This is a genomic window from Burkholderia sp. YHN3-13, assembly GCF_055810675.1.
This window is the reverse complement of sequence record NZ_JBVVNQ010000008.1, coordinates 183,071-207,639: the sequence shown is the minus strand read 5'-3', so window position 1 is coordinate 207,639 and position 24,569 is coordinate 183,071. Positions and strand designations below refer to the sequence as shown.

Genomic DNA, 24,569 nt, shown 5'->3' with positions numbered 1-24,569 from the left:
CGGTATTGTTCATTGGACATCCGGCACGGCGCGATCGGGAGGGCGCCGTGCCTTTTCCGGGAGAAACCCATGCAACCTGCGACGCGGCCTTCGGTGTCGCTGCTTGATCCTTATTCCGGCAGCGAGCCGCTGCCGCTTTACACGACGACGGTGGTCGTGACCGGCGGCGAGGCGGCGCACGGCCGATCGTCCGGGCACGCACGCGCGGCAACCGGCGAACTCGATCTGTCGTTGCGTTTGCCGGTGGAGTTGGGCGGTGTGGGTGGCGGGACGAATCCGGAGCAGTTGTTTGCCGCTGGGTTTGCCGCATGTTTTCACGGCGCGCTGACGCTGGTCGCGATGAAGCGCAGGGTTCGCTTGCCGGCGGACCTCGCCGTCTCGGCCCGCGTGACGTTTCAGCGCGATCCGTCGGACGGCTTGTTCGAACTGGAACTGGATGTCGAGGTCGGCATGCCGGGCGTCGATCCCGATGACGCGCGTGCGCTGGTCGCGGAAACCGAAGCGATATGTCCGTATGCGAAGATGGTGAGAGGCGGCATCCGGCACGCGGTGCGTGTGATCGGGGCGAGGTAAGTCGCGATTCCGGAGCTTGGAATGAAAAAAGGCCGGCTGGAAGCCGACCTTTTTTATAAATCAAGTGGTGCCCAGGAGAGGACTCGGTCACACGGGCGCGACCCCGGCTGCGCTTGCAAGCGCAGCCCTTCGAGTCCTCGCGCAAAGCGCGCAGGCGCTTTGCTTCCTGGGCTGAAAATGAAAAAGGCCGGCTAGAAGCCGACCTTTTTATAAATCAAGTGGTGCCCAGGAGAGGACTCGAACCTCCACGATGTTGCCACCGCTAGGACCTGAACCTAGTGCGTCTACCAATTCCGCCACCTGGGCACGTTTCGCTTTTTGTTGCGAAGCGAAGACCGCAATTATAGCGTGGCCGGAATCGTTGTCAACAGTTTCCTGCAAAGTATCTTCATTGGCAGGACCCGGCAGCGCGTGACGATGGCTCGCACGTTGTTTCGTCCACGGAAGAGGGGGCAACCATACACATGAACCAAGAGGCCCGAGCCGGCATTTTATGTTACTGTCTCGGTAACGTTTTTTGTCCCTGCCAACAAGGAGTGCTGCATGTCTGAAATCGCAGTCGTTTTTCATAGCGGTTATGGCCACGCGGCCGTCATTGCGGACGCGGTCGCGCGCGGTGTCGAGAAAGTCGACGGTGCATCGGTCAAGCTGATTCCGGTCGATACGATCGATGAACACTGGGCGTATCTGGAGCGTGATGCCGATGCGATCATCTTCGGTTCGCCGACTTACATGGGCAGCGCATCCGCCCAGTTCAAGGGCTTCATGGATGCGTCGTCGAAGTATTGGGGAAAGTGGCGGGACAAGCTGGCGGCGGGGTTCACGGTGTCGGCTTCGCAAAGCGGCGACAAGCTGTCGACGTTGCAGCAGCTCGCCGTGTTTGCGGCCCAGCATCAGATGCTGTGGGTCAGCCTCGGCCTGATGCCCGGCAACAATAGCAGCACGGGGTCCGTCAACGATCTGAACCGGCTCGGCTCGTTTCTCGGCGCGATGGCGCAGGCGAATGCGGACCAGAGCGGCGACGCGATTCTCGAGAGTGACCACAAGACGGCTGAAGTGCTGGGCGAGCGCGTTGCGATTGCGGCGAAGCGCTGGAGCGGTGCCTGATCTGCGTCGAACGCCTGAGATTGCCGCGGCCGGTGTGCGCGACGCCGGCTGCGCTTGCAAGCGCAGCCCTTCGAGTCCTCGAGCAAAGCGCGCAGGCGTTTTGCTTCCTGGGCTGAAAATGAAAAAGGCCGGCTAGAAGCCGACCTTTTTTATAAATCAAGTGGTGCCCAGGAGAGGACTCGAACCTCCACGATGTTGCCACCGCTAGGACCTGAACCTAGTGCGTCTACCAATTCCGCCACCTGGGCACGTTTCGCTTGCTGCAGTGCGAAGACAGCTATTTTAGCGTGTGGCCGGAGTCTGTCAACAGAATTTCATCCGAAGTGATAAAAATATTTGCGCTTGCGCGGCAGGGCTTCACGCGCCGACCGGCTCCGCACGCTTTGCCGCGAAATTCCAGCGCAGCGCCTGTCCCGTATCGACGCGGGCGGGCAGCAGTCCCGCCGCGAGGAAGGTGTCGGCGATCTTCTGTTGTTCGCTGAAGTTTTGCGCGACCACGGTGCGGACGAGATAGCTGCGCCGCGCGTTTGCGCGCGCGATCGTTGCCGCGTCGAGCCCCCAGATCGGCGCGAGTGTGTTCGCGGCGTCCTGCGGGTGGTCACGCAGCCACGTGCCGGCCTGCGACAGCTGGTCGAACAGGACCTGGACGACGTCGGGTCGAGCGGTCGCGAAACTGCTCGAGGCAAGGTAGTAGCGCTGGTACGATGCGAGCCCCTCGCCGTCGGCGAGAATCCGCACGTCGGGATTCCGGTCGACCGATGCGACATAGGGATCCCACGTGATCCATGCATCCACGCTGCCGCGCTCGAACGCCGCGCGCCCATCCGCAGGCGTCAGGTAGTGGATCGCTGTATCGGCGGGCGCGAGCTTCGCGCGTGCGAGCGCCGCGAGCAGCAGGTAGTGGCTGCCGGCCGCCTTCGTGACCGCGATGCGTTTGCCCTTGAGATCGGCGAGCGTGTGCAGCGCGCTGTCCTGCTTCACGACGATCGCCTGCGCTTTCGGCGAAGGTGCTTCCTGCGCGATGTACACGAAACGCGCATGGGCTGCCTGCGCGAAGACCGGAACCGTGTCGGCCACGTCGGCGCTGAAATCGACGGCGCCGACGTTGAGCGCTTCGGTCAGCGGCAATCCGCTCGCGAATTCATGCCACGACACGCGCAGGCCGAGCGGTGTCAGCGCCTGCTCGAGCGTGCCGCGTGTCTTCAGTAACGTGATGAGCGTCGAAGATTTCTGGTAGCCGATGCGCAGCGTCGCGGGCGTGTTCTCGGCGCGGGCCCTGACGCCCGCGACAGTGAGGCCGGCGGCCAGCATCGCGCGCGCGAATGCGCGGCGGTTCATCGACGTCATGAGTCGTGCTCCTCGTTGGATGCATTGAAAGCAAGGCGGCTAACGTAGCAACGGGGAGGGCGATTGATAAGCGATAAATTCTGCTATCGATCGGAATGGCCGACATAAGGGCCGACGGCAGGCGCCGCGATGCGGGTGCCGAAATGAAAAAGGCCGGCTAGAAGCCGACCTTTTTTATAAATCAAGTGGTGCCCAGGAGAGGACTCGAACCTCCACGATGTTGCCACCGCTAGGACCTGAACCTAGTGCGTCTACCAATTCCGCCACCTGGGCACGTTTTGCAGTGAGCTGCTTGCTGCAAAGAAGCAAAATTATAGCGCCCCAATTATTCGTGTCAACACTTTTTTGCGATGCATCGCAAACCGGCTGCTGTCGCGCCCGCTCGCGGCATTCCCGTCATTTGGCGACTCAGGCGGGTGATAGAATGACCCGCCGCCGTCAATATAGAACTGTCTGACGGACACCTCTATGTTGATGCCGTGCACCATCAGTCAACGCAACGAGAACAATCATCGACAAACCCTTGAGCAAATATCCGTACCCCATTCCGAGCCGTGAAGAAATTCTCGGCGTGCTGCGTACGAGCGACGCGCCGCTGGCTGCCAACGACATCGCCGAGGCCCTGTCGATCAAGCGTCAGGAGCGCGAGGGGTTCTTCCGGCGTGTCGCCGCGATGGAGCGCGACGGCCAGATCCGCCTCGACAAGCGCGGCCATTACCAGTTGACCCATCCGTCGAACTTCGTCGCCGGGCGCGTGCAGGGGCATCGCGACGGCTACGGGTTCGTGATCCGCGACGACGGCCAGGACGATCTGTTCCTGCCGAACGGCGAAATGCAGAAGGTGATGCACAACGACCGCGTGCTCGCGCGGATCGTCGGCTACGATCGCCGGGGCCGCCCGGAAGGGCATGTCGTCGAAGTCACCGAACGCGCGAACAAGCGCGTGATCGGCCGCCTGCTCAACGAGAACGGTGCGCTGATCGTCGCGCCGGAAGACAAGCGCATCGGCCACGACATCCTGATCACGCAGAACGTGAAGAAGGCGAAGGTCGGGCAGGTCGTCGTCGTCGAGCTGACCGATTTCCCGAGCCGTCATTCGCAGCCGCTCGGCCGTGTCGTCGAAGTGCTCGGCGACATCGACGATCCGGGCATGGAAATCGAAATCGCGGTGCGCAAGTACGGCGTGCCGCACGAATTCAGCCAGCCGGCGCTCGACGAAGCCGCCGCGTTGCCGGACAAGGTCCGGCCGGGCGACCTGCGTTTCCGCGTCGACCTGCGCGACGTGCCGCTCGTGACGATCGACGGCGAGGACGCCCGCGACTTCGACGACGCCGTGTACTGCGAGCCGGTCAAGGTCGGCCGTGGCGACGGCTTCCGGCTGATCGTCGCGATCGCCGACGTGTCGCACTACGTCCAGCCGGGCACGGGCCTCGACGCCGATGCGCTCGAACGCAGCACCTCGGTCTATTTCCCGCGCCGCGTGATCCCGATGCTGCCGGAGAAGCTGTCGAACGGCCTGTGCTCGCTGAATCCGCACGTCGACCGCTGCGTGCTCGCGTGCGACATGGTGATCACCGCGCGCGGCGAGATCAAGGCCTACCAGTTCTATCCGGCCGTGATCCATTCGGCTGCACGCCTCACGTACACCGAGGTCGCGGCCGTGCTGTCGAACACGAAGGGGCCGGAGGCCGCGCGCCGCGCCGACCTGTTGCCGCACCTGCAGGATCTGTACGGCGTCTACAAGTCGCTGTTCGCCGCACGCCAGAAACGCGGTGCGATCGACTTCGACACAACCGAGACCTACATCGTCTGCAACTCGCAGGGCAAGATCGAGCAGATCGTGCCGCGCCAGCGCAACGACGCACACAAGCTGATCGAGGAATGCATGCTGGCCGCGAACGTCTGTGCGGCCGACTTCCTGAAGCGCAACAAGCATCCGGGCCTGTACCGCGTGCACGCGGGGCCGACGCCGGAGAAGCTCGAGAACCTGCGTGCCTTCCTGCGCGGCATGGGCCTGTCGCTCGGTGGCGGCGACAAGCCGCATGCGAGCGACTACGCGGCGCTGATGGCGCAGATCCGCGACCGGCCCGATGCGCAGATGCTGCAGCCGATGCTGCTGCGCTCGATGCAACAGGCCGTCTACAGCCCGGACAACATCGGCCACTTCGGCCTCGCCTACGACGCGTACGCGCACTTCACGAGCCCGATCCGCCGTTATCCGGACTTGCTCACGCACCGTGCGATCTACGCGATCCTGTCGGGCAAGAAGTACGTGCCGAAGGCGCCGGACGGCTTCGAGCTGAACACCGCGCTGTCGCCGCGCGCGCGCGCCATGCAGCAGGCCGACGACGAATCGCGCGGCCGCTCGCGCTCGAACACGGCGATCTGGGAAGAACTCGGCCTGCACTGCTCGGCGAACGAACGTCGTGCGGACGAAGCGTCGCGCGACGTCGAGGCATGGCTCAAGTGCTACTTCATGCGCGACAAGCTCGGCGAGGAGTACGGCGGGATGGTGAACGGCGTCACGTCGTTCGGCATCTTCGTGCAGCTCGACACGCTGTTCATCGAAGGGCTCGTTCACGTCACGGAACTCGGCTCGGACTACTTCCAGTACGACGAGATCAAGAACGAGCTGCGCGGCGAGCGGACGGGCATCCGCTATCGCCTGTCCGATCGCGTGCGCGTCCAGGTGAGCCGCGTCGATCTCGACGCGCGCAAGATCGACTTCCGCCTCGTGCGCGATACGCCGGTGAAGGCGCCGCGTCCGTCGCCCGCGCCGGCTGCCGCCGGTGCCGATCGCAACGGCAACGGTCCGCGCGTGCGCGCGCTGCCGCCGTCGGAAGAGTCGGCGCCGCGTCGCAAGCAGGCCGCGAGCGCGCCGAGCGTCGCGGTGAAGGACGCGCGCGCCGCGCGTGCCGCCGCGAAGAAGAAGGGCGGTGGCGGGAGCGGTGCACCCGCGAAGCCGACCGCGAAGAAGACTCGCGCCCGCAAGAAGTATTGAGCGTTCGGGGCGTCGCAAGCGCACGCTCCGCAGTATCGAGAGACGCCGCGTCACCGGTCATCGGCCGGCAACGCGGCGCTTTCCTTTTCCATGGATCGCGGCTGCGCGTGTCGCGCGGCCGCACGTTTGATCGAAGGTTGTTCCAGTCATGTCACGTCTGAAGGTTCTTTACGGTTTTCATGCGGTGACCGCACGTTTGCGGCACGATGCATCGACGGTTGCGGAGGTGCTGTACGACCAGACGCGCCGCGACCGCCGCATGCAGGACTTCCTGCACGCCGCGAAGGAAGCGGGCGTGCGATTGATTGCAGCCGACGAAACGCGCCTGTGGGGCCTCGCGCACACCGAGCGCCACCAGGGCGTTGTCGCGCGGGTCGAGGACATGCCGCTTGCGCAGAACCTGTCGGAGCTGCTCGACGGCATCCAGGGTCCCGCGCTGCTGCTCGTGCTCGACGGCGTCACCGATCCGCACAACCTCGGCGCGTGCCTGCGTGTCGCCGATTCGGCCGGCGCGCATGCGGTGATCGCCCCGCGCGACCGCGCAGTCGGCCTGAACGCGACGGCGGCCAAGGTGGCGAGCGGCGCGGCCGACACGGTGCCGTACATCACGGTGACGAACCTCGCCCGCGCGCTGCGCGAGCTGAAGGAAGCCGGCGTGTGGATCATCGGCACGTCGGACGAGGCGCCGGCGACGCTCTACGAGACCAAGCTCGACGGCCCCGTCGCGCTCGTGATGGGCGCCGAAGGCGAAGGCATGCGCCGGCTTACGCGCGACACCTGCGACGAAGTGATGAGCATCCCGATGGCCGGCAGCGTGGAAAGCCTGAACGTGTCGGTCGCGAGCGGCGTGTGCCTGTACGAGGCCGTGCGCCAGCGGCGCGCGAAGGGCTGACGCCCGCCCGTCCCGCGCGAGCCGCGCGGGGCTTCGAATGACCCGAACGACGCGTGCCGTGATGGGGTGCGGCACGCGGCTCTCCGGAACCCGCGACCGATGACCCTGCTCCGTGTTGGCGCCTCCTGCGCCGTGCTGTGCCTGCTGGCGGCCTGCACGTCGCCGTCGCTCGTCGAACGCGGGACCTACTACGCCGACACGAGCCTGCATGCGCGCGGCGCCGATTCGCGGGTTCGCTTTCTCGTGATGCACTACACCGAAAGCGACGAGGCGAAGTCGTTGCGCACGCTGACGGGCGATTCGGTCAGCGTGCATTACGTCGTCCCGCCGCAGCCGCGCATCGAGCGCGGGATGCCCGTCGTCTATCAGCTCGTGCCGGAAGCGCAGCGCGCCTGGCACGCGGGCGTGAGTGAATGGCAAGGCACGACCGAGCTGAACGCGGTGTCGATCGGCATCGAGAACGTGAACCGCGGCCCGCTCGATCCGCAGAATCGCACCTGGCAGCCGTATCCCCCCGAGCAGGTCGTCGCATTGATCGACCTGTCGAAGGACATCGTCGCGCGCTACGGCATTCCGCCGACACGCGTGGTCGGGCACAGCGACATCGCGCCGCAACGCAAGATCGATCCGGGGCCGCTGTTCCCGTGGCATGCGCTGGCGCAGGCCGGTGTCGGCGCGTGGCCGGACGAGGCGACCGTGGCCGCGCGGCTCGGCGGCCGCGACCCGCGCGCGCCGGTCGACGTGCGTGAACTGCAGCTCAAGCTCGCACGCTACGGCTACGACGTGCCGACCGACGGAATGCTCGATGTGCGCACGCGGCGCGTGTTCGCCGCGTTCCAGATGCATTTCCGACCGTCCGACTATGCGGGCAATCCGGACGCCGAAACCGACGCGATCGCACAGGCGTTGCTCGACAAGTACTTCCCCGGCACGCAGCCGGCGGATAACGCACCCGCGTCCGGCGCACCGTGAACACGCGGCGCGTCGCACGCCGAAAAACACGGGCCGTCCCCCGACTCCGGTAAACTGGCGGTTTTTCGCAATCCCGCAGCATTACCACGCCATGACTCAAGACGAACTCAAACGCCTCGTCGGCCAGGCCGCCGCCGACTACGTGATCCAGAACGTGCCGGAAGGCGCCGTGATCGGCGTCGGCACCGGCTCGACCGCCAACTGCTTCATCGACGCGCTCGCCGTCGTCAAGTCGCGCTATCGCGGCGCCGTATCGAGCTCGGTCGCGACGACCGAGCGCCTGAAAGCGCACGGCATCAAGGTGTTCGACCTGAACGAGGTCGACTCGCTGCAGGTGTACGTCGACGGCGCCGACGAGATCGACGCGAGCGGCGCGATGATCAAGGGCGGTGGCGGCGCGCTGACGCGCGAGAAGATCGTCGCGTCGGTGGCCGACACGTTCGTCTGCATCGCGGACGGCAGCAAGCGCGTGCCGGTGCTCGGCGCGTTCCCGCTCCCGATCGAGGTCGTGCCGATGGCGCGCACGGCGATCGGCCGGCGCGTCGCCGCGCTCGGCGGCGTGCCCGTGCTGCGCGTGACGAAGGACGGCGCACCGTACATCACCGACAACGGCAACGAGATCATCGACGTGAAGGGGCTGCAGATCGCCGATCCGCGCGGTTTCGAAGCGCAGGTGAATGCATGGCCGGGCGTCGTGACGGTCGGCCTGTTCGCCGGGCGCGGCGCGAATCTGTGCTTGCTTGGCACGGAAAACGGCGTTGAAACGATCGTTTATCCGGCTGGCTGAACCTGAATGAGAAGCAGTCCGTAACGGCGTTGTCGATCATTAATGGACTGAAGGTTTAAATCTTGTGGAAATCGGGGCCCGGCAAGCGCAGCGCGCTTCCCGGGCTTTTTTTTTAGCCGTATAAATCACCTCGTCAAAAAAGAGGGATAACCCTGTCAGGTGTTTACCAGATAGCGGAATATCGTCGAACTCATCAACTTATAGATCATAAGAACAGTGGTAACCAGGGCCGGCGGAACTGCGGAGCAGGTGTTCGCAAATCGACGCACGGGGAGGTGTCATGGAGCAGGGCAAAGACCGGTCACTGGTCGCCAAAGTGATGGATGGGCTTGTCTCGGGTATCGTCGAGGACAAGTATGGCGGCATCTTGCCGCCGCAAGACGTGCTGTCGAAAGAGTTCGATGTGAGTCGTACGGTGATGCGGGAAGCATTGTCGATGTTGCTTGCGCGCGACATGCTCGACGTGCGCCCGAAAGTCGGCACGCGTGTGCGCCCGATGCGCGACTGGCGCATGATCGACGAAGACGTCGTGAGCTGGCGATTTCGGGCGAAACCCGACCCGCAATTCATGCGCGACGTCATCGAGTTTCGGATGCTGATCGAGCCACGTGCGACCGCGCAGGCGGCGGTGCGTGCGACGGCGACTGACATCGCGGGCATTCGCGAAGCGTTCGATGCGTTCAAGGTGCTGCAGCCGGGGGATTCCGGCTACGACACGGCGGACGAGTTGCTGCATACGCGGATCGTCCAGGCCAGCGGCAACCAGTTCTTCCAGCAGATGGCGGCGATCGTGCGCGGTGCGGTGCGCCTCGTGAACCCGCGCGTCGTGCAGAAGGAAGGGGCGCACGAGATCGCGGTGAAGGCGCATGCGCGCGTCGTCGATGCGATCGAGCGGCGCGACCCGCGCGAGGCCGAGGCGGCGTCGCTCGCGCTGATCGATTTCAGCGCCGACGAAATTTCGCGCGATTTCTCGGTCGACGTGCCCGTGCGCGCCTGACGTTGCGCGTGTCGCTCATCCGTGTGCCGCCGGGCCGTTTATCATGACGGCCGGCCGGCAGCGTGCCGGCTACCGTCATACGACCGATACGGAAGATCAGGATGAACGACAACGACCATCGCCCGGTGCGCTTCGGCATCGTCGGCGTGGGCAGCATTGCGCGCCGCTTCGCGCAAAGCCTCGCGCACGTGCCGGGTGCCACGCTCGCCGGTGCCTGGGCTCGCCGCGCCGACGCCGCGGCCGCCTTTTGCGGGACTTGCGGCGGTACGCCTGCCGCGAGCCTCGACGCGCTCCTCGCGAGCGATATCGACGCGGTCTACATCGCGACGCTCCATGACAGTCATGCGCAGTACGCGCTGGCCGCGCTGGCCGCCGGCAAGGCCGTGCTGTGCGAAAAGCCCGCGACGCTGAACGCGGCGCAGCTCGACACCGTGCTGCAGGCGGCAAGCGAGGCCGGGCGGCTGTTCATGGAAGCGATGAAGCCGCCGTTCTTTCCGCTGTACCGTCAATTGCGCGCGCATCTGCGCAACGACCCGATCGGCGAGATCCGGCTCGTCCGGGCAGGATGCGCATCGTCGTCGGTGCCGGACGACCACTCCGTCTACCGCCTCGATCGCGCGGGCGGTGCGCTGCTCGATATCGGGATCTACGAGGCGTTTCTCGCGGTCGACTGGCTCGGGGCGGCGCTCGACGTGCAGACGCTCGGCCGCGTCGGCGCGACGGGCGTCGACCTGTTCGCGAGCCTGAACAGCGTGCATGCGAACGGCGGGATCGCCCAGCTCTTTTGCGGACTCGACGTGATGGGGCGCGGCGACGCGCTGATCGCCGCGGCCGGCGGCCACGTGACGATTCACGAGAAGTGGTGGAACCCGGCGCGCGCGACGATTTGCTATGCGGACGGGCGTACCGTCGAACTCGACGCGCCGGCCGAGGGCGGCGGGTTGAACTACGAGACCGCGCATTTCTGCGACCTGCTGCGCGCGGGCGAAACGGAAAGCCCGATCATGACGCACGACCATTCGCGGCGGATGATCGCGATGACCGATGCGGCGCGCGCCGCGCTCGGCGTGCGCTATTCGGGCGAGTAGGCGGGAAGACGGGGGTACGCCGGGCGCGCATGCGGAGCCCGGCGGAAGCGCGTGCGCTAGTGCCGCGACGGCAGCGACAGGCGCTTTTCGTACCAGCGCTGCACCCATTCGAGGATCTGGCACAGGATCCAGTACACGGCCGCGGCGGCGAGGTAGAGCGGCAGCGGCTGATAGGTCGCCGCGATCACTTCCTGCGCGCTGCGCAGCAGTTCGGTCACGGTGATCACGGAGACGAGCGACGTGTCCTTGATCAGGCTGATCAGGCTGTTCGACAGGCTCGGCACCGCGATGCGCAGCGCCTGCGGGCCGATCACGTAGCGCAGCGTCTGCCCCCACGACAGCCCGAGGCTGTACGCGGCGAGCCATTGGCCGCGCGCGATCCCGTTGATGGCGCCGCGCATGCTTTCGGACATGTAAGCCGCGACGTTCGCGGACAGCGCAATGACGCCGGCCGGCGTCGGGTCGAGCGAGATGCCGAGGCTCGGCAGCCCGTAGTAGATGACGAAGATCTGCACGAGCAGCGGCGTGCCGCGCATCAGGCTCACATACCCGCGCGCGAGCCACGCGAGCGCGTTGACCCAGACGCGTTCGAAGCCGTCGAGCGCTTCGCTTTGCCGGATGCCCATCATCGCGAGCACGACGGCGCCAAGCAGGCCGAACACCATCGACAGCACGGCGAACTTGACGGTCAGGACGGCGCCCTGGGCGAGCACCGGCAGCGATTGGACGAGCAGGGACGTTGTCGACATGGAGTACGAATCGAATGCGTGCGCGAAAGCGCAATCATAAACCGGACGCATAAAACAAAGGGCGGCATCGTGACGGATGCCGCCCTTTCCGGCCCGCCGTCAGGCGGGACATGCAGGCGTGCTTACTTGATCGGTTTGGTCACGTCGATGCCGAACCACTTGTCCGAGATCTTCGTGAACGTGCCGTCGGCCTCGAGTTGCGTCATCGCGTCGTCGATCGCCTTCTGGAACTTCGGGTTGCCCTTCTTGAACGGGATGCCCGACGGGTTCGCCGAGCCGACGTTCGCGCCCGGGCGCAGCGGCAGCTGCGCGTTCTTCGTCAGGTACGCGAGCATCAGGCGGTCGTTGAGCGCCGCGTCGAGGCGGCCGGCGGCGAGGTCGCGCAGGTACTCGGGCGCGCCCGGGTACGTCTTCACGTCGATGCCGGGCACCGACTTCGCCATGTCCATGTAGTTGGTGCCGAGCGCGACGCCGAGCTTCTTGCCCTTCAGGTCGTCCAGCGACTTGAACTCGCGCGTGTCGTCCTTGCGCTGGATCAGCTGCGCGGACGAGAACGTGTACGCCGGCGAGAAGTCGAGCGTTTCCTTGCGCTTGTCGGTGATGCCGACCTGGTTGGCGATCACGTCGAACTTGCCGGCCTGCAGGCCCGCGATGATGCCGCTCCATTCGGTCGTCACGAATTCGGCCTTCACGCCGAGCTTCGCGGCGACGGCCTTCGCGATGTCGACGTCGAAGCCGACGAGTTCGCCTTGCGGGTTCTTCGAGTTGAACGGGGGGAACGTGCCTTCGAGGCCGACGCGCAGCGTGCCGCGCTGTTTGACCTGGTCGAGGAGGTCGGCCGCGTGCGCGGTCGCGGCGGCGAACGACGTGCCGACCAGGCCGGCAACCAGCAGCTTCTTCAGCAGCGAAAATTTCATCGTGTGTGTCCTTGCCCGGTGCGGGTCAATGATTCTGATAGTGAGGCCGATGATAGCAAAAACGCTATCGATCATTAAATATAGTTTGTTTATGTCTATATTACGCGGTGCGCTCGCGGGCGATCGCCTTCACGCATTCCGACACGAGCGCCGGGCCGCGATAGATGAAGCCCGTGTAAAGCTGGACGAGCGCCGCGCCGGCCGCGAGCTTCGCGCGGGCGTCCTCGCCCGAGAAAATGCCGCCGACGCCGATGATCGGCACGTCGTTGCCGACTTCCGCGTGCAGCTTGCGGATCACTTCGTTCGACGCGTCGAACACGGGGCGGCCCGACAGGCCGCCGGCTTCGTCCGCATGCGGCAGGCCCTGGACGGCCGCGCGCGACAGCGTCGTGTTGGTGGCGATGACCGCTTCGATCTTGTGGCGCAGCAGCGTGTCGCCGATTTCCTTGACCTGTTCGTCGTCGAGATCGGGGGCGATCTTCAGCGCGAGCGGCACGAGCTTGCCGTGCAGGTCGGCGAGGCGCTGCTGCTTGTCCTTCAGCGCGGCGAGCAGTGCGTCGAGTTCGCCGGCGCCCTGCAGCTGGCGCAGGTTCTTCGTGTTCGGCGACGAAATGTTGATCGTCACGTAGCTCGCGAACGGGTATACGCGCTCGAGGCAGTACAGGTAGTCCTCGGCGGCGCGCTCGATCGGCGTGTCGGCGTTCTTGCCGATGTTCAGGCCGAGAATGCCGCGATAGCGGGCGGCCTGGACGTTCTTCACGAACTGGTCGACGCCATGGTTGTTGAAGCCCATCCGGTTGATCAGCGCTTCGGCTTGCGGCAGGCGGAACATCCGTGGGCGCGGGTTGCCCGGCTGCGCGCGCGGCGTGACCGTGCCGACCTCGATGAAGCCGAAGCCGAGCGCCGCGAGGCCGTCGATGGCCGCGCCGTCCTTGTCGAGGCCGGCCGCGAGGCCGACCGGGTTGCGGAACGTGAGCCCCATCACGGTGCGCGGTGCGTCGGGCACGCGGGCCGACAGCGCGCAGGCGAGGCCCGTGCGGCCGGCCGCGCCGAGCGCGCGCAGCGTGAGGTGGTGAGCATCTTCCGCATCCATTTTGAACAGGGATGCGCGGGCCAGCGGATAGAGGGAACTGAACACGGGAATGGGGCGGGCAGCCGGAATGAATGACAACCCGCTATTTTACCGGGAGTTGCGCGGCAGGGGCGTGCTTCGCTTCGTAGCCCCCGCCGCGTGCGTCAACCCGAGCCGGAATGCCCGCCCGGCAACGGCGCGCGGGCCAGCGCCGCGTCGACGGGCGGCAGGTCGATCCGTTCCGGATCGAGCGTCTTCCAGCGGCCGTCGATCAGCCCCTCGAGCGGGTGGAAGTTCGCCTTGTACGCCATCTTCGGGCTCTCGCGGATCCAGTAGCCGAGGTACACGTACGGCAGGTCGAGGCTCTTCGCCTGCTCGATCTGCCACAGGATGTTGTAGGTGCCGTAGCTCGTATGCCGGTCGTCGGGCTCGAAGAATGTGTAAACCGACGACAGCCCGTCGCCGAGGATGTCGATCATGCTGACCATGCGCAGCTTGCCGGGTTCGCCGCCCGGCGCGTCGAGGTCGCGGAATTCGACGAGGCGCGAGTTGATCCGGCTCTGCAGCAGGAACTGCTCGTACTGGTCGCGGCTGTCGCGATCCATGCCGCCGCCCGCGTGGCGCGCGGACTGGTAGCGCATGTAGAGCGCGTAGTGCTCTTCGTCGTAGTGCAGCGGCGAAACCGTCGCGATCAGCGCGCGGTGGCGCTTCCACATCCTGCGCTGCGTGCGCGACGGCGCGAACGCGCCCACGGGGACGCGCACCGGCACGCATGCGCGGCAGCCGTCGCAGTACGGGCGATACGTGAACACGCCCGAGCGGCGAAAGCCGGCCTTCACGAGTTCGGTGTAGATGTCGGAATTGATCAGGTGGCTCGGCGTCGCGACTTGCGAGCGCGCGATGCGACCGTCCAGATAGCTGCACGGATAGGGCGCCGTTGCATAGAATTGCAGCGCCGAAAGCGGTGAAAGCGGCAGCTCAGTCGGGTGAGTCATGGGCAGCTCTCGATGCAGGGAAGGAGTGCCGCGCTAGCGCTCGATCCCGGAGGGCGCCGCCTTCTCGGCGGAGCCCGTCAGCGCGGCGAGCACGCGCTTGTCGAACTGCCACGGAATCGGCGGTTCGGCCACCGCGCTGCGCACGTGAGCGACAAACGCCTTGCGTGCGATCTCGCGGCCGCCGAGCGACGCTAGATGCGACGTATTCTGCTGGCAGTCTATCATCTCCAGCCCCTGCTCGCGAAGGTGCGCGATGAGCGCGGCCAGCGCGATTTTCGACGCGTCGGTCACGTCCGCATACATCGACTCGCCGAAAAACATCCGCCCGAACGACACGCCGTACAGGCCGCCGACGCGGCGTCCGTCGTGCCACGTCTCGATGCTGTGCGCGTTGCCGGAGCGGTAGAGCGACGTATACGCGTCGATGATCTCGGCCGTGATCCACGTGCCGCGCTGCCCGCGCCGCGGCGCCTGCGCACAGGCGCGCATCACGCCCGGAAAGTCGTGGTCGACCCGCACTTCCCATTCGGGATCGCGCAGCACGCGCTTCAGCGTCTTGCGCAGCGACGGCGACACCTTGAATTCGGCCGGCACGAGGATCATGCGCGGATCGGGGCTCCACCACAGCACGGGCTGGCCGTCCGAGTACCACGGGAAAATGCCGCGCAGGTACGCCTCGATGAGGCGCGACGGCAGCAGGTCTGCGCTCGCGGCCAGCAGCCCGGGCGCGCCGGTCGCGGGGCCGAGCGCGCGCTCGATGGGCGGAAACGGATCGTCCGGGCCGAGCCAGGGGACCATGGGGCGCGGGCTCAGCCGTTGCGCAGCGAGCGGAAGATGTCGCCGGTGTGCACGCCGTAATCACCGGCGGCGCGATCGGCGAAGAAGAAACGCAGGGTCTGGCTGACGGTCGGGAACGCGATCTCGTCCCACGGAATGTCGGCTTCGTCGAACAGCTTCACTTCGAGGCTTTCCTCGCCGGCTTCGAACCCCGGATCGGTGAGCCGCGCGAGGTAGAACAGGTGGACCTGGTGCACGTGCGGCACATTGAGCAGCGTGAACAGGTTCTGCACCTCGACGCGTGCGCCGGCTTCCTCGAGCGTTTCGCGCGCGGCGGCTTCGGCCGTCGTTTCGCCCATTTCCATGAAGCCTGCCGGCAGCGTCCAGAATCCGTAGCGCGGTTCGATCGCGCGGCGACACAGCAGGATCTGGTCGCCCCAGACCGGGACCGTGCCGACGACGTTGCGCGGATTCTGGTAGTGGATCGTGCCGCAGTGATCGCAGACGAAGCGCTCGCGGTTGTCGCCCGGAGGAATGCGCGCGATGACTTCGTGACCGCAGACGGAGCAGAATTTCATGTCGAGTGGAAGGGACGAGGTGATGCGAGTGTATCACCGGGGCGCGCCATTCCAGAACGCCTGCGCATGCGGGCGGCATGTCGCGCGAAGCGGAGGTGCGCGTGCGCGAAAAGGGTGCCGTGCCCGGGCGCGGAAAAACAAAAAGCCCGGCGCGAGGCCGGGCTTTTTGCGGAATGCTGGACGGGTTGGTTGCGGGGGTAGGATTTGAACCTACGACCTTCGGGTTATGAGCCCGACGAGCTGCCAGACTGCTCCACCCCGCGTCCGTCGAAGAAATGAATTATAAGGAGTTACCCGAGGGCATGCAAGCACTTTCTGACAATCGCGTGTCGCGTCTCGTAGGGACGGTACGTGGAGCGCGTGCGCTAGAATCGAGCGGTTTGTGTCGTCATCCCGGCAGCAGGGCCGTGCGCGATCGCGTCGGCGCCGTTGCGGCTCCCTTTACTGTATCGACGGATTCATGGACATCGCTCACGATCTGCAATCGATCGGCGCGCAGGAACAGGCGCTCGTGTTTCCCCATTTCGATCCCGCGCGCGCATGGGCGCTCGGCAACCGGATGCATGCGCTCGCGACGACGCGCGGCCATGCGATCGCGATCGACATCGTCACGTTCGGCCAGCCGCTGTTCTACGCGGCGCTCGCCGGCGCGACGCCCGACAACGCCGACTGGGTGCGCCGCAAGCGCAACGTCGTCGCGCATTTCCGCCGCAGCTCGTACGCGATCGGCCTGCGCATGCAGCAGGCCGGCGCCACGCTCGCGGACAAGCACGGGCTGCCGATCGCCGAATATGCGCCGCACGGCGGCTCGTTCCCGCTGACCGTCGCCGGCGCCGGCGTGATCGGCTCGATCACCGCGTCGGGGCTGCCGCAGCGCGCGGATCACGAGTTCGTCGTCGAGGCGCTGTGCGCGGAGCTCGGCCACGACTACGCCGTGCTGGCCCTCGCCAGGAGCTGAGCGATGCAACTGCCCGGTTATGCATGGCTCGCGATCGCGATCGTCGCGGAAGTGGTCGGCACGTCCGCGTTGCGCGCGGCGGACGGCTTCACGCGCTTCTGGCCGTCGGCGCTCGTCGTCGCCGGTTACGGCATCGCGTTCTACTGTCTGTCGCTCACGTTGCGCACGATGCCCGTCGGCATCATCTATGCAGTCTGGTCGGGCGCCGGCATCGTGCTGATCACGCTCGTCGCGATGCTGCTCTATCGTCAGGTGCCTGACCTGCCGGCGGTGATCGGCCTCGGGCTGATCATCTCGGGCGTCGTGGTACTGAACCTGTTCTCGAAGATGCAGGCGCACTGACCGTGCGACTGCCGTTTGCCGGATGACTTCCATGACCGATTCCACTTCCGCCGTTGCTACCGCCGAATCCGTCCGGCCCGACGTCCACGCGTATGTCGCGAACCGCATCGGCTTTCTCGAGCTGAACCGGCCGAAGGCGCTGAATGCGCTGTCGGTCGGCATGATCCGGCTGATGCAGCAGGCACTCGACGCGTGGCGCAACGATCCCGAAGTCGTCGCCGTCGTCGTGCACAGCCCGCACCCGCGCGCGTTCTGCGCGGGCGGCGACGTGCGTTTCTTCCACGACGCATGGCAGCGCGGCGACCGCGACGCGGTCGACACGTTCTTCATCGAGGAATACACGCTGAACCATGCGATCTTCACGTATCCGAAGCCGTACATCGCGTTGATGCATGGTGTCGTGATGGGCGGCGGCATGGGTATTTCGCAGGCCGCGCGGCATACGGGCGGGCTGCGCGTCGTGACCGACTCGACCAAGATGGCGATGCCGGAAACGCGCATCGGCCTGTTCCCGGACGTCGGGATGAGCTGGTTTCTCGCGCGCACGCCCGGCGCGATCGGCCGTTATCTCGCCGTGACCGGTGCGGCGCTCGGCGCGGCCGACGCGCTGTACGCGCAACTCGCCGACGTCTATCTGCCCGATGCCGCGCTGCCGGCACTGCTCGATACGCTGCGCAGCGCGCCGATCGACAGCGGTGCGCGGGCGGTGGCTTGCGTCGCCGAGGCGGCTGCCGCGCACAAGGTCGTGCCGACGCCCGACACGTCGGCGCTGGCCGATGCGCGCGCCGGGATCGACCGGCATTTCGCGCAGCCCGACGTCAACGCGATCCTCGCATCGCTCGACGCCGAGCAGGATTGCGCGGCTGTCGACGGTTGGGTCGAAAAGGCGACCCATGCGATGCGCGAACAGCTGTCTCCGCTGTCGATGGCCGTGTCGCTCGAGGTCGTCGAACGCGCACGCGGCGCGACGATGGCCGATTGCCTGCGGCGCGATCTCGATCTCACGCGCTCGACGTTCGCGCGCGGCGACGTGATCGAGGGCGTGCGCGCGCTGATCGTCGACAAGGATCACCGGCCGGCCTGGCGCTTCAAGTCGGCCGCCGATGTCGATCGCGCCGACGTGCTCGCGATGTTCGACAGCCCGTGGGCGCCGGACACGCATCCGCTGCGGAATCTGCAGGACTGACGTCGGTCGGGCCGGCCGGCACGCTAGACAGAAACGAAAAGGCCGCCTGCGGATGCAGGCGGCCTTTTTTGCGGAGGGCGATCGAAGGGCATCGCGCCCGAGCGTGCGTTATTCGTCGCCCGCGTCGTCGGACATGAACGCGCGCATGAACACGAGCGCGCCGAAGCCCCACACCGCGTTCGCCGCGAAGCCGGCCGCGAGCACGGGCATCATGTTGCCCGACGGCCAGATGCCGCGCAGCGGATCGATCGCGAACACGCGGGCGGCCGTCAGCACGATGCCGCCGAATATGAGCGCACCGATCCACGATGCCTCGCGTTCCGGCGATACGCGCAGCAGCCACGCCATCGGAATGGCGCAGCATGCGCTGATCAGCGCATTCGCGACAAATTCAGGAATGCCGAGCGGCGCGAACGGCTGCGTCGAGAAGCCGGTTGCGGCGATCAGGTCGGCGGTGTGAAGGAGCGCGAGCGTCGCCTCGCGGAAGAACAGGGCGGCCAGGAAGCCGGACAGGAATGGCAGGATGACTTTCTGCATCGATGAGTGCACCGCAGGCGCGCACGGCCGGGGCCGGGCGCGCGGAGTTATTCGGATAGGTGCGCCATTATAGGGCCCGTCCGCGGCGATATTCGCTCCAGCGTCGTGCTAATCACGAAAGCGGAAAACCTAAGCTCAAAAAAATCGTTCCAAAGCCCTGCACCGATCCCTAGACTGATTTCCCAGAAACAGCCGTGCAATCGCGTCCTCGCCCGCCGCGCGGCCTGACCGGCGAGCTATCCCGAATCGAACGCACACCATGCATGCGCCGCGCATCCGCGACGCGAGCAGGGCGATGTCTTTTCCAAATTTCGGCAGTGACAGTCAAGCAGGAGCAGCAGATGAATGTGTTCTGGTTTATCCCCACGCATGGCGACAGCCGCTATCTCGGCACGGCCGAAGGTGCGCGCGCCGCGGATTACGATTACTTCAAGCAGGTCGCCGTCGCGGCCGATACGCTCGGCTACGAAGGTGTGCTGCTGCCGACCGGCCGTTCCTGCGAGGATGCGTGGGTCGTCGCGTCGAGCCTCATCCCGGCGACGCAGCGCCTGAAATTCCTGGTCGCCGTGCGTCCCGGCATCGCGTCGCCGGGCCTGGCGGCACGGATGGCCGCGACGTTCGACCGCCTGTCCGGCGGCCGCCTGCTGATCAACGTCGTGACGGGCGGCGACGCGGCCGAACTCGAAGGCGACGGCCTGTTTGCCGATCACGACACGCGCTACGAGATTACCGACGATTTCCTGAACATCTGGCGCGGGCTGCTGGCCGCGTCGCACGACAACGGCGGCTTCGACTACATCGGCAAGCACCTGCAGTCGAAGGGCGGCAAGGCGCTTTATCCGCCCGTGCAGCGTCCGCATCCGCCGCTGTGGTTCGGCGGTTCGTCGCCGGCCGCCCACGCGATTGCGGTCGATCACATCGATACCTACCTGACCTGGGGCGAGCCGCCCGAGGCCGTCGCGAAGAAGATCGCCGACATCCGGGCCCGCGCGGAGGCGCGCGGTCGCAAGATCAAGTTCGGCATCCGCTTGCACGTGATCGTGCGCGAAACCGAGGACGAAGCGTGGCGTGACGCCGAGCGCCTGATCAGCCGTCTGGACGACGACACGATCGCGCGTGCGCAGCAGGCGTTCGCGAACATGGATTCGGAAGGCCAGCGCCGGATGGCCGCGCTGCATGGCGGCAAGCGCGGCGGCCGCGACGCGCTCGAGGTGTACCCGAACCTGTGGGCCGGCGTCGGCCTGGTGCGCGGCGGCGCGGGCACGGCGCTCGTCGGCAATCCCGAGCAGGTCGCGGAACGCATGCGCGAATACGCGGATCTCGGCATCGAGACGTTCATCCTGTCCGGTTATCCGCACCTCGAGGAGTCGTATCGCTTCGCCGAGCTCGTGTTCCCGTTGATCAAGGGCAAGGGCGCGGAGAAGGCGACCGGCCCGCTGTCGGGGCCGTTCGGCGAAATCGTCGGCAACAACTATCTGCCGAAAGCCGCGCAGAGCTGAGCGACAGGAGGCCTGCGATGACAACGAAAACGTCGACGACGGGCGCCGTCGTGGCGGCCCGTGCCTGGCGCGGCGTCGCGCCGTGGCTCGTGCCGCTCGCGTTGCTGGTGGCGTGGGAGGTCGGTGCGCGCACCGGCTGGCTGTCGACCCGCGTGCTGCCCGAACCGGTGGCGGTCGTCCGCGCGGCCTGGTCGCTCGTGACGTCGGGTGAAATGTGGGCGAACGTGAAGGTCAGCACGTGGCGCGCGCTGTTCGGCTTTGCGATCGGCGGCGGCGTCGGCCTTGCGCTGGGGCTCGCGACCGGCCTGTCGAAGGCGGCCGAGGTCGCGCTCGATTCGACGATCCAGATGATCCGCAACATTCCGGCGCTCGCGATGATTCCGCTCGTGATCCTGTGGTTCGGCATCGACGAGAAGGCGAAGCTGTTTCTGGTCGCGCTCGGCGTGTTCTTCCCGGTCTACATCAACACGTATCACGGGATCCGTTCGGTCGACGCGAACCTGATCGAGATGGCGAAGAGTTACGGCGTGCGCGGCTTCGCGCTGTACCGCGACGTGATCCTGCCCGGTGCGCTGCCTTCGATCCTCGTCGGCGTGCGTTTCGCGCTCGGGCTGATGTGGGTGATGCTGATCGTCGCGGAAACGATCTCCGCGCAGTCGGGCATCGGCTACATGACGATGAACGCGCGTGAATTCCTGCAAACCGACGTGGTGGTGGTCGGCATCCTGTTGTACGCGGTGCTCGGCAAGCTGGCCGACGTGCTGGCGAAATGGCTCGAGCGCGTGACGCTGCGCTGGCATCCCGCTTATCAATCAGGAGCAAAGGCATGAATGCGACCACTTCGGCGGCCGCCTACGGCCCGCTCGCCGGCGCGGACCTCGAGGTCGAACTGGCACAGGCACGCGTCGCGGACGGCGATGCGCGCGACGCGGCGATTCTCGAGCGCGACGGCGGCGCATCGGTCGTGCCGCTCGCGCGACGACGCGCGGACAGCCCGGCACCCGACGACGCGGTGACGCTGTCGGGCGTCAGCAAGCGCTTCGGCGCACGCACGGTGCTCGACAACGTCGAGCTCGGTATCGCACGCGGCAGCTTCGTCGCGATCGTCGGCCGCAGCGGCTGCGGGAAATCGACGCTGCTGCGTCTCGTCGCGGGGCTCGAGCAGCCGAGCAGCGGCGCGCTCGTGACGCGCGGCGAGGGCGGCGGCGTGCTCGACACGCGGATCATGTACCAGGATGCGCGTCTGCTGCCGTGGAAGACCGTGCTGCAGAACGTGATGCTGGGCCTCGGGCGCGGCGCGCGCGATCAGGCGCGCGCGGTGCTCGATGAAGTCGGCCTGCTGGAGCGGGCCAACGACTGGCCCGCGCAATTGTCGGGCGGCCAGCGCCAACGCGTTGCACTGGCCCGCGCGCTCGTGCACCGGCCTCAACTGCTGTTGCTCGACGAGCCGCTCGGCGCGCTCGACGCGCTGACCCGCATCGAGATGCATGCGCTGATCGAGCGGTTGTGGCGCGAGCATCGGTTCACCGCGCTGCTCGTCACGCACGACGTGCAGGAGGCCGTCGCGCTCGGCGACCGCATCCTGCTGATCGAGCAGGGGCGTGTGGCGCTCGATCAGTCCGTGCCGCTCGACCGGCCGCGCGCCCGCGCCTCGGCCGCATTCGCGGCGCTGGAGGATCGCGTGCTGAAGCGCGTGCTTGCCGGCGGGCCCGGTGCGGTCGATCAGGACGCGGAGCATGAGGCAGACAAGGTTCGACCGGTCGGGCAGATCCGCTGGGCCGTTTAATTCCGGGCGGCTCCGGCCACCCGTCTTGAGACTTTTTTCTTCGGAGCGATCATCCCGATGAGCATCACTGCAATCAACGTACGTAACCAGTTCAAGGGCAAGGTGAAGGAGATCATTCGCGGGTCCGTGGTCTCCGAAGTCGACGTCGAGACGCCGTTCGGCATCGTCACGTCGGTGATCACGACCCGTTCGGTCGACGAACTCGAACTGAAGGTCGGCGCGGAAGTCGTCGCGCTCGTGAAGTCCACCGAAGTCTCGATCGCGCGTCTCTGACCGCGCGTGTCCTGCTCCGATGCGGCGCCGGCGGGCAGTGTGCCCCCCGCGCCGCATCGGCGTTCCCGCAGCGCGCATGCCTCGGTATTCGGCGTCCGGACGAAGTGCTAGGATGGAGCGACACGACGCCGGAGGCCAACGCATGACCCCCATTCTTTCCCCTGAAGCCATCGAGGCGCTGAAGTGGATCGACCAGTTCGGCGAAAGCCGGCCGGTTCCCGCTGCGTTCGACGACGTTGTCTATGCGTTGCTGAACGAGGGGCTGATCTATCAGGCGACGGCCGACCGGGTCGACCTGACGACCGACGGCAAATCCTTTTTGTCCAACGAATACGATTGAGCGCCCGGCGCCGGCTGCCCGGGCGGCCTGGCGCCGCGTCGCAACGGAGCGTGCGATGGAACCGAAAGGCAGCGACCTCGGCGATTTCAGCGAGCCGTACCGCGGTTTCGAGATCGAGGTGAAGACCGAGCAGGTCTGGGACGGCGAGCATGCGCACTACCGCGTGCTGCAAGGCGATGCCGTGCGGATCGACTGGCGGCTCGTCAAGGTCGACGGGATGCTGCTGACCGAGCGACGCGTGATCGAGCGCGTGCTCGACGAGGCGCGCCGGGCCGTCGATGCGGAGCTGGGCGAGGGCGGCTAGCGGAGCGCCGGCAGGAGTGGCCCGGGTTGCGGTAAAATACGCGGTTGTTCCCGTGCCGGCTGGCCTGTTGCCCGAATTCCATGTCCGTTTCGTCCTCGCTTCCTCCCCGCCGCGTTTCCGTCGCGCCCATGCTCGACTGGACCGACCGTCATTGCCGGTCGTTCCACCGTACGCTGACGCGCAACACGTGGCTGTATACGGAGATGATCACGACGGGCGCGCTGCTGTTCGGCGACGCGCAGCGGCATCTTGCGTTCACGCCGAGCGAATCGCCGATCGCGCTGCAACTGGGCGGCAGCGAGCGTGACGATCTCGCGCGCGCCGCGAAGCTCGGCGAGCAGTGGGGCTACGACGAAATCAACCTGAATTGTGGATGTCCGTCCGAGCGTGTGCAGCGCGGCGCGTTCGGCGCGTGCCTGATGAACGAGCCGCAGCTCGTTGCCGACGGCGTGAAGGCGATGCGCGATGCGGTGTCGGTGCCGGTCACGGTCAAGCACCGGATCGGTGTCGACGCGGTCGAAGATTACGCGTTCGTGCGGGACTTCGTCGGCACGGTGGCCGAGGCCGGTTGCGAAACGTTCGTCGTGCATGCGCGCAACGCGATCCTGAAGGGTTTGTCGCCGAAGGAGAATCGCGAGATCCCGCCGCTCAAGTACGACTATGCGTATCAGTTGAAGCGTGATTTTCCGTCGCTGGAGATCGTTATCAACGGCGGCATCACGACGCTCGACGAGGTTGCGCAGCACCTCGAACATGTCGACGGCGTGATGCTGGGTCGCGAGGCGTATCACAACCCGTTTGTGCTGGCCGAAGTCGATACGCGCTTCTACGGGTCGACCGCAGCGGTGCCGACGCGCGAGGAAGCCGAGGCGCAGCTGATCGAGTATTGCGCGGCCGAACTGAAGCGTGGGACCTATCTCGGCGCGATCGTTCGGCACGCGCTCGGACTGTATCGCGGCATGCCGGGCGCGCGTGGCTGGCGCCGCGTGCTGTCCGACAACAAGAAGCTCGCGCGCGGCGATCTGGCCGTGTTTGACGAGGCGCGCGCGCATCTGAACGAAGCCGAAGAAATTTTTGAAAAAAAGGCTTTGCAAGATTCAAAAGTCTTCGTATAATCTTGTTCTTCGCTGCTGAAACAAAACAGCGAAGCGAAGTAAGCAGTATCAGTGGTGGCTGTAGCTCAGTTGGTAGAGTCCAGGATTGTGATTCCTGTCGTCGTGGGTTCGAGTCCCATCAGCCACCCCACAGAATTCCTAGCGGTATCAAGAAGTTAAAAACGGCACTGTCCCAAAAGACAGTGCCGTTTTTGTTTTGACTTCCGCAAAGAGAATTTTCATGGGGCCTTTGCGTTTCACGATCTTGTTGCAGACGCATGCCGCGCGTGGCTGTTGCCGTATCTGCGAGTGGGGCAGGGCATGCACCGCGCTGCTTTACGCGAACGTGCCCGGAGTCGCGTCGATCTGCGGCCAGCCGAGATCAGAAACTTGATTTC

General features: G+C 66.2%; 26 protein-coding genes and 5 tRNA genes. 19 read left to right on the top strand and 12 right to left on the bottom strand.

Features of this window, described 5'->3' with window-relative positions:
- Nucleotides 1-69 precede the first annotated feature (69 nt).
- Nucleotides 70-573, top strand: coding sequence for an Ohr family peroxiredoxin (locus AC0KUR_RS20025; protein ID WP_473376339.1), 504 nt, complete (start codon nt 70-72; stop codon nt 571-573).
- Nucleotides 574-792: 219 nt separating this feature from the next.
- Here AC0KUR_RS20025 and AC0KUR_RS20020 read toward each other — a convergent pair.
- Nucleotides 793-879, bottom strand: a tRNA-Leu gene (locus AC0KUR_RS20020).
- Between the two features lie 237 nt (nt 880-1,116).
- Here AC0KUR_RS20020 and AC0KUR_RS20015 point away from each other — a divergent pair.
- On the top strand, nt 1,117-1,680 hold the full coding sequence (locus tag AC0KUR_RS20015; protein WP_473376338.1) for a flavodoxin family protein: 564 nt from the start codon (nt 1,117-1,119) through the stop codon (nt 1,678-1,680).
- A 161-nt stretch (nt 1,681-1,841) separates the two neighbouring features.
- On the opposite strand, the gene AC0KUR_RS20010 is transcribed toward AC0KUR_RS20015, so the two are convergent.
- The 3 genes from AC0KUR_RS20010 to AC0KUR_RS20000 form a co-directional block, all read right to left on the bottom strand.
- Nucleotides 1,842-1,928, bottom strand: a tRNA-Leu gene (locus tag AC0KUR_RS20010).
- A gap of 109 nt (nt 1,929-2,037) precedes the next feature.
- Nucleotides 2,038-3,027 carry an aliphatic sulfonate ABC transporter substrate-binding protein gene (locus AC0KUR_RS20005; RefSeq protein ID WP_059557801.1) on the bottom strand — a complete coding sequence of 330 codons (990 nt, stop codon included), beginning with the start codon at nt 3,025-3,027 and terminating at the stop codon, nt 2,038-2,040.
- A 186-nt stretch (nt 3,028-3,213) separates the two neighbouring features.
- Nucleotides 3,214-3,300: transfer RNA gene (locus tag AC0KUR_RS20000), tRNA-Leu, on the bottom strand.
- Nucleotides 3,301-3,550: 250 nt separating this feature from the next.
- On the opposite strand from AC0KUR_RS20000, the gene rnr reads away from it, so the two are divergent.
- From rnr to AC0KUR_RS19970, 6 genes are all read left to right on the top strand, one after another.
- Entirely contained in the window at nt 3,551-6,028 is a 2,478-nt protein-coding gene (rnr, locus tag AC0KUR_RS19995; protein WP_034187001.1) for a ribonuclease R, read from the top strand.
- A gap of 148 nt (nt 6,029-6,176) precedes the next feature.
- Nucleotides 6,177-6,920: a 23S rRNA (guanosine(2251)-2'-O)-methyltransferase RlmB gene (rlmB, locus tag AC0KUR_RS19990; protein ID WP_034187000.1), complete on the top strand. Its 744-nt coding sequence runs from the start codon at nt 6,177-6,179 to the stop codon at nt 6,918-6,920.
- Nucleotides 6,921-7,019: 99 nt separating this feature from the next.
- Nucleotides 7,020-7,892 carry an N-acetylmuramoyl-L-alanine amidase gene (locus tag AC0KUR_RS19985; RefSeq protein ID WP_034186999.1) on the top strand — a complete coding sequence of 291 codons (873 nt, stop codon included), beginning with the start codon at nt 7,020-7,022 and terminating at the stop codon, nt 7,890-7,892.
- Between the two features lie 91 nt (nt 7,893-7,983).
- The gene (rpiA, locus tag AC0KUR_RS19980; RefSeq protein WP_034186998.1) at nt 7,984-8,679 is read left to right on the top strand and encodes a ribose-5-phosphate isomerase RpiA; all 696 of its coding nucleotides are present in this window, start codon (nt 7,984-7,986) and stop codon (nt 8,677-8,679) included.
- 280 nt (nt 8,680-8,959) lie between these two features.
- Nucleotides 8,960-9,676, top strand: coding sequence for a FadR/GntR family transcriptional regulator (locus AC0KUR_RS19975; RefSeq protein WP_034186997.1), 717 nt, complete (start codon nt 8,960-8,962; stop codon nt 9,674-9,676).
- 101 nt (nt 9,677-9,777) lie between these two features.
- Nucleotides 9,778-10,764: a Gfo/Idh/MocA family protein gene (locus AC0KUR_RS19970; RefSeq protein ID WP_059557797.1), complete on the top strand. Its 987-nt coding sequence runs from the start codon at nt 9,778-9,780 to the stop codon at nt 10,762-10,764.
- Nucleotides 10,765-10,820: 56 nt separating this feature from the next.
- On the opposite strand, the gene AC0KUR_RS19965 is transcribed toward AC0KUR_RS19970, so the two are convergent.
- From AC0KUR_RS19965 to AC0KUR_RS19935, 7 genes are all read right to left on the bottom strand, one after another.
- On the bottom strand, nt 10,821-11,513 hold the full coding sequence (locus AC0KUR_RS19965) for an amino acid ABC transporter permease (protein ID WP_034186995.1): 693 nt from the start codon (nt 11,511-11,513) through the stop codon (nt 10,821-10,823).
- Between the two features lie 122 nt (nt 11,514-11,635).
- Nucleotides 11,636-12,430 carry a cystine ABC transporter substrate-binding protein gene (locus AC0KUR_RS19960; protein ID WP_034186994.1) on the bottom strand — a complete coding sequence of 265 codons (795 nt, stop codon included), beginning with the start codon at nt 12,428-12,430 and terminating at the stop codon, nt 11,636-11,638.
- Nucleotides 12,431-12,530: 100 nt separating this feature from the next.
- Complete coding sequence (locus AC0KUR_RS19955; RefSeq protein ID WP_059234588.1) at nt 12,531-13,568, bottom strand: quinone-dependent dihydroorotate dehydrogenase; 1,038 nt, start codon at nt 13,566-13,568, stop codon at nt 12,531-12,533.
- Between the two features lie 98 nt (nt 13,569-13,666).
- The gene (locus AC0KUR_RS19950; RefSeq protein WP_034186992.1) at nt 13,667-14,497 is read right to left on the bottom strand and encodes an arginyltransferase; all 831 of its coding nucleotides are present in this window, start codon (nt 14,495-14,497) and stop codon (nt 13,667-13,669) included.
- A gap of 33 nt (nt 14,498-14,530) precedes the next feature.
- Entirely contained in the window at nt 14,531-15,295 is a 765-nt protein-coding gene (aat, locus tag AC0KUR_RS19945; protein ID WP_034186991.1) for a leucyl/phenylalanyl-tRNA--protein transferase, read from the bottom strand.
- An 11-nt stretch (nt 15,296-15,306) separates the two neighbouring features.
- Nucleotides 15,307-15,852 (bottom strand): NUDIX hydrolase, encoded by a 546-nt coding sequence (locus tag AC0KUR_RS19940; protein ID WP_021161562.1) that lies wholly within the window; start codon nt 15,850-15,852, stop codon nt 15,307-15,309.
- A gap of 186 nt (nt 15,853-16,038) precedes the next feature.
- A tRNA-Met gene (locus AC0KUR_RS19935) sits at nt 16,039-16,115 on the bottom strand.
- 197 nt (nt 16,116-16,312) lie between these two features.
- Here AC0KUR_RS19935 and AC0KUR_RS19930 point away from each other — a divergent pair.
- Genes AC0KUR_RS19930 through AC0KUR_RS19920 form a run of 3 tightly spaced genes read left to right on the top strand, consistent with a single transcriptional unit; the run spans nt 16,313 to nt 18,338 of the window.
- Complete coding sequence (locus AC0KUR_RS19930) at nt 16,313-16,810, top strand: heme-degrading domain-containing protein (RefSeq protein ID WP_034186990.1); 498 nt, start codon at nt 16,313-16,315, stop codon at nt 16,808-16,810.
- Between the two features lie 9 nt (nt 16,811-16,819).
- On the top strand, nt 16,820-17,152 hold the full coding sequence (locus AC0KUR_RS19925) for a DMT family transporter (protein ID WP_376698763.1): 333 nt from the start codon (nt 16,820-16,822) through the stop codon (nt 17,150-17,152).
- 31 nt (nt 17,153-17,183) lie between these two features.
- Nucleotides 17,184-18,338 (top strand): enoyl-CoA hydratase/isomerase family protein, encoded by a 1,155-nt coding sequence (locus tag AC0KUR_RS19920; protein WP_175026983.1) that lies wholly within the window; start codon nt 17,184-17,186, stop codon nt 18,336-18,338.
- A 108-nt stretch (nt 18,339-18,446) separates the two neighbouring features.
- Here the strand turns inward: AC0KUR_RS19920 and AC0KUR_RS19915 are convergent, their stop codons facing one another.
- Nucleotides 18,447-18,875, bottom strand: coding sequence for a hypothetical protein (locus tag AC0KUR_RS19915; protein ID WP_034186987.1), 429 nt, complete (start codon nt 18,873-18,875; stop codon nt 18,447-18,449).
- A 341-nt stretch (nt 18,876-19,216) separates the two neighbouring features.
- On the opposite strand from AC0KUR_RS19915, the gene ssuD reads away from it, so the two are divergent.
- The 8 genes from ssuD to AC0KUR_RS19875 all read left to right on the top strand — a co-directional run bounded on the left by ssuD (nt 19,217) and on the right by AC0KUR_RS19875 (nt 24,322).
- Nucleotides 19,217-20,374: an FMNH2-dependent alkanesulfonate monooxygenase gene (gene ssuD / locus AC0KUR_RS19910; RefSeq protein WP_473376337.1), complete on the top strand. Its 1,158-nt coding sequence runs from the start codon at nt 19,217-19,219 to the stop codon at nt 20,372-20,374.
- Between the two features lie 17 nt (nt 20,375-20,391).
- Complete coding sequence (gene ssuC / locus AC0KUR_RS19905; protein ID WP_049036196.1) at nt 20,392-21,204, top strand: aliphatic sulfonate ABC transporter permease SsuC; 813 nt, start codon at nt 20,392-20,394, stop codon at nt 21,202-21,204.
- Complete coding sequence (locus AC0KUR_RS19900) at nt 21,201-22,160, top strand: ATP-binding cassette domain-containing protein (protein ID WP_473376336.1); 960 nt, start codon at nt 21,201-21,203, stop codon at nt 22,158-22,160. The genes ssuC and AC0KUR_RS19900 overlap by 4 nt, the downstream gene beginning before the upstream one ends.
- 57 nt (nt 22,161-22,217) lie before the next feature.
- Nucleotides 22,218-22,433 carry a TOBE domain-containing protein gene (locus AC0KUR_RS19895; protein WP_006476104.1) on the top strand — a complete coding sequence of 72 codons (216 nt, stop codon included), beginning with the start codon at nt 22,218-22,220 and terminating at the stop codon, nt 22,431-22,433.
- Between the two features lie 142 nt (nt 22,434-22,575).
- A complete protein-coding gene (locus AC0KUR_RS19890) occupies nt 22,576-22,773 on the top strand; it encodes a hypothetical protein (RefSeq protein ID WP_034187036.1) in 198 nt (65 codons plus the stop codon).
- A 55-nt stretch (nt 22,774-22,828) separates the two neighbouring features.
- Nucleotides 22,829-23,077 (top strand): hypothetical protein, encoded by a 249-nt coding sequence (locus tag AC0KUR_RS19885; RefSeq protein WP_034186983.1) that lies wholly within the window; start codon nt 22,829-22,831, stop codon nt 23,075-23,077.
- A gap of 128 nt (nt 23,078-23,205) precedes the next feature.
- A complete protein-coding gene (dusA, locus tag AC0KUR_RS19880; RefSeq protein ID WP_034186982.1) occupies nt 23,206-24,192 on the top strand; it encodes a tRNA dihydrouridine(20/20a) synthase DusA in 987 nt (328 codons plus the stop codon).
- 54 nt (nt 24,193-24,246) lie between these two features.
- Nucleotides 24,247-24,322, top strand: a tRNA-His gene (locus tag AC0KUR_RS19875).
- Nucleotides 24,323-24,569 lie beyond the last annotated feature (247 nt).

Coding starts and splice junctions, on each gene's coding strand:
- AC0KUR_RS20025 (WP_473376339.1), top strand. CDS start 70: ATGCAACCTGCGACGCGGCCTTCGGTGTCGCTGCTTGATCCTTATTCC.
- AC0KUR_RS20015 (WP_473376338.1), top strand. CDS start 1,117: ATGTCTGAAATCGCAGTCGTTTTTCATAGCGGTTATGGCCACGCGGCC.
- AC0KUR_RS20005 (WP_059557801.1), bottom strand. CDS start 3,027: ATGACGTCGATGAACCGCCGCGCATTCGCGCGCGCGATGCTGGCCGCC.
- rlmB (WP_034187000.1), top strand. CDS start 6,177: ATGTCACGTCTGAAGGTTCTTTACGGTTTTCATGCGGTGACCGCACGT.
- AC0KUR_RS19985 (WP_034186999.1), top strand. CDS start 7,020: ATGACCCTGCTCCGTGTTGGCGCCTCCTGCGCCGTGCTGTGCCTGCTG.
- rpiA (WP_034186998.1), top strand. CDS start 7,984: ATGACTCAAGACGAACTCAAACGCCTCGTCGGCCAGGCCGCCGCCGAC.
- AC0KUR_RS19975 (WP_034186997.1), top strand. CDS start 8,960: ATGGAGCAGGGCAAAGACCGGTCACTGGTCGCCAAAGTGATGGATGGG.
- AC0KUR_RS19970 (WP_059557797.1), top strand. CDS start 9,778: ATGAACGACAACGACCATCGCCCGGTGCGCTTCGGCATCGTCGGCGTG.
- AC0KUR_RS19965 (WP_034186995.1), bottom strand. CDS start 11,513: ATGTCGACAACGTCCCTGCTCGTCCAATCGCTGCCGGTGCTCGCCCAG.
- AC0KUR_RS19960 (WP_034186994.1), bottom strand. CDS start 12,430: ATGAAATTTTCGCTGCTGAAGAAGCTGCTGGTTGCCGGCCTGGTCGGC.
- AC0KUR_RS19950 (WP_034186992.1), bottom strand. CDS start 14,497: ATGACTCACCCGACTGAGCTGCCGCTTTCACCGCTTTCGGCGCTGCAA.
- aat (WP_034186991.1), bottom strand. CDS start 15,295: ATGGTCCCCTGGCTCGGCCCGGACGATCCGTTTCCGCCCATCGAGCGC.
- AC0KUR_RS19940 (WP_021161562.1), bottom strand. CDS start 15,852: ATGAAATTCTGCTCCGTCTGCGGTCACGAAGTCATCGCGCGCATTCCT.
- AC0KUR_RS19930 (WP_034186990.1), top strand. CDS start 16,313: ATGGACATCGCTCACGATCTGCAATCGATCGGCGCGCAGGAACAGGCG.
- AC0KUR_RS19920 (WP_175026983.1), top strand. CDS start 17,184: ATGACCGATTCCACTTCCGCCGTTGCTACCGCCGAATCCGTCCGGCCC.
- AC0KUR_RS19915 (WP_034186987.1), bottom strand. CDS start 18,875: ATGCAGAAAGTCATCCTGCCATTCCTGTCCGGCTTCCTGGCCGCCCTG.
- ssuD (WP_473376337.1), top strand. CDS start 19,217: ATGAATGTGTTCTGGTTTATCCCCACGCATGGCGACAGCCGCTATCTC.
- ssuC (WP_049036196.1), top strand. CDS start 20,392: ATGACAACGAAAACGTCGACGACGGGCGCCGTCGTGGCGGCCCGTGCC.
- AC0KUR_RS19900 (WP_473376336.1), top strand. CDS start 21,201: ATGAATGCGACCACTTCGGCGGCCGCCTACGGCCCGCTCGCCGGCGCG.
- AC0KUR_RS19895 (WP_006476104.1), top strand. CDS start 22,218: ATGAGCATCACTGCAATCAACGTACGTAACCAGTTCAAGGGCAAGGTG.
- AC0KUR_RS19890 (WP_034187036.1), top strand. CDS start 22,576: ATGACCCCCATTCTTTCCCCTGAAGCCATCGAGGCGCTGAAGTGGATC.
- AC0KUR_RS19885 (WP_034186983.1), top strand. CDS start 22,829: ATGGAACCGAAAGGCAGCGACCTCGGCGATTTCAGCGAGCCGTACCGC.
- dusA (WP_034186982.1), top strand. CDS start 23,206: ATGCTCGACTGGACCGACCGTCATTGCCGGTCGTTCCACCGTACGCTG.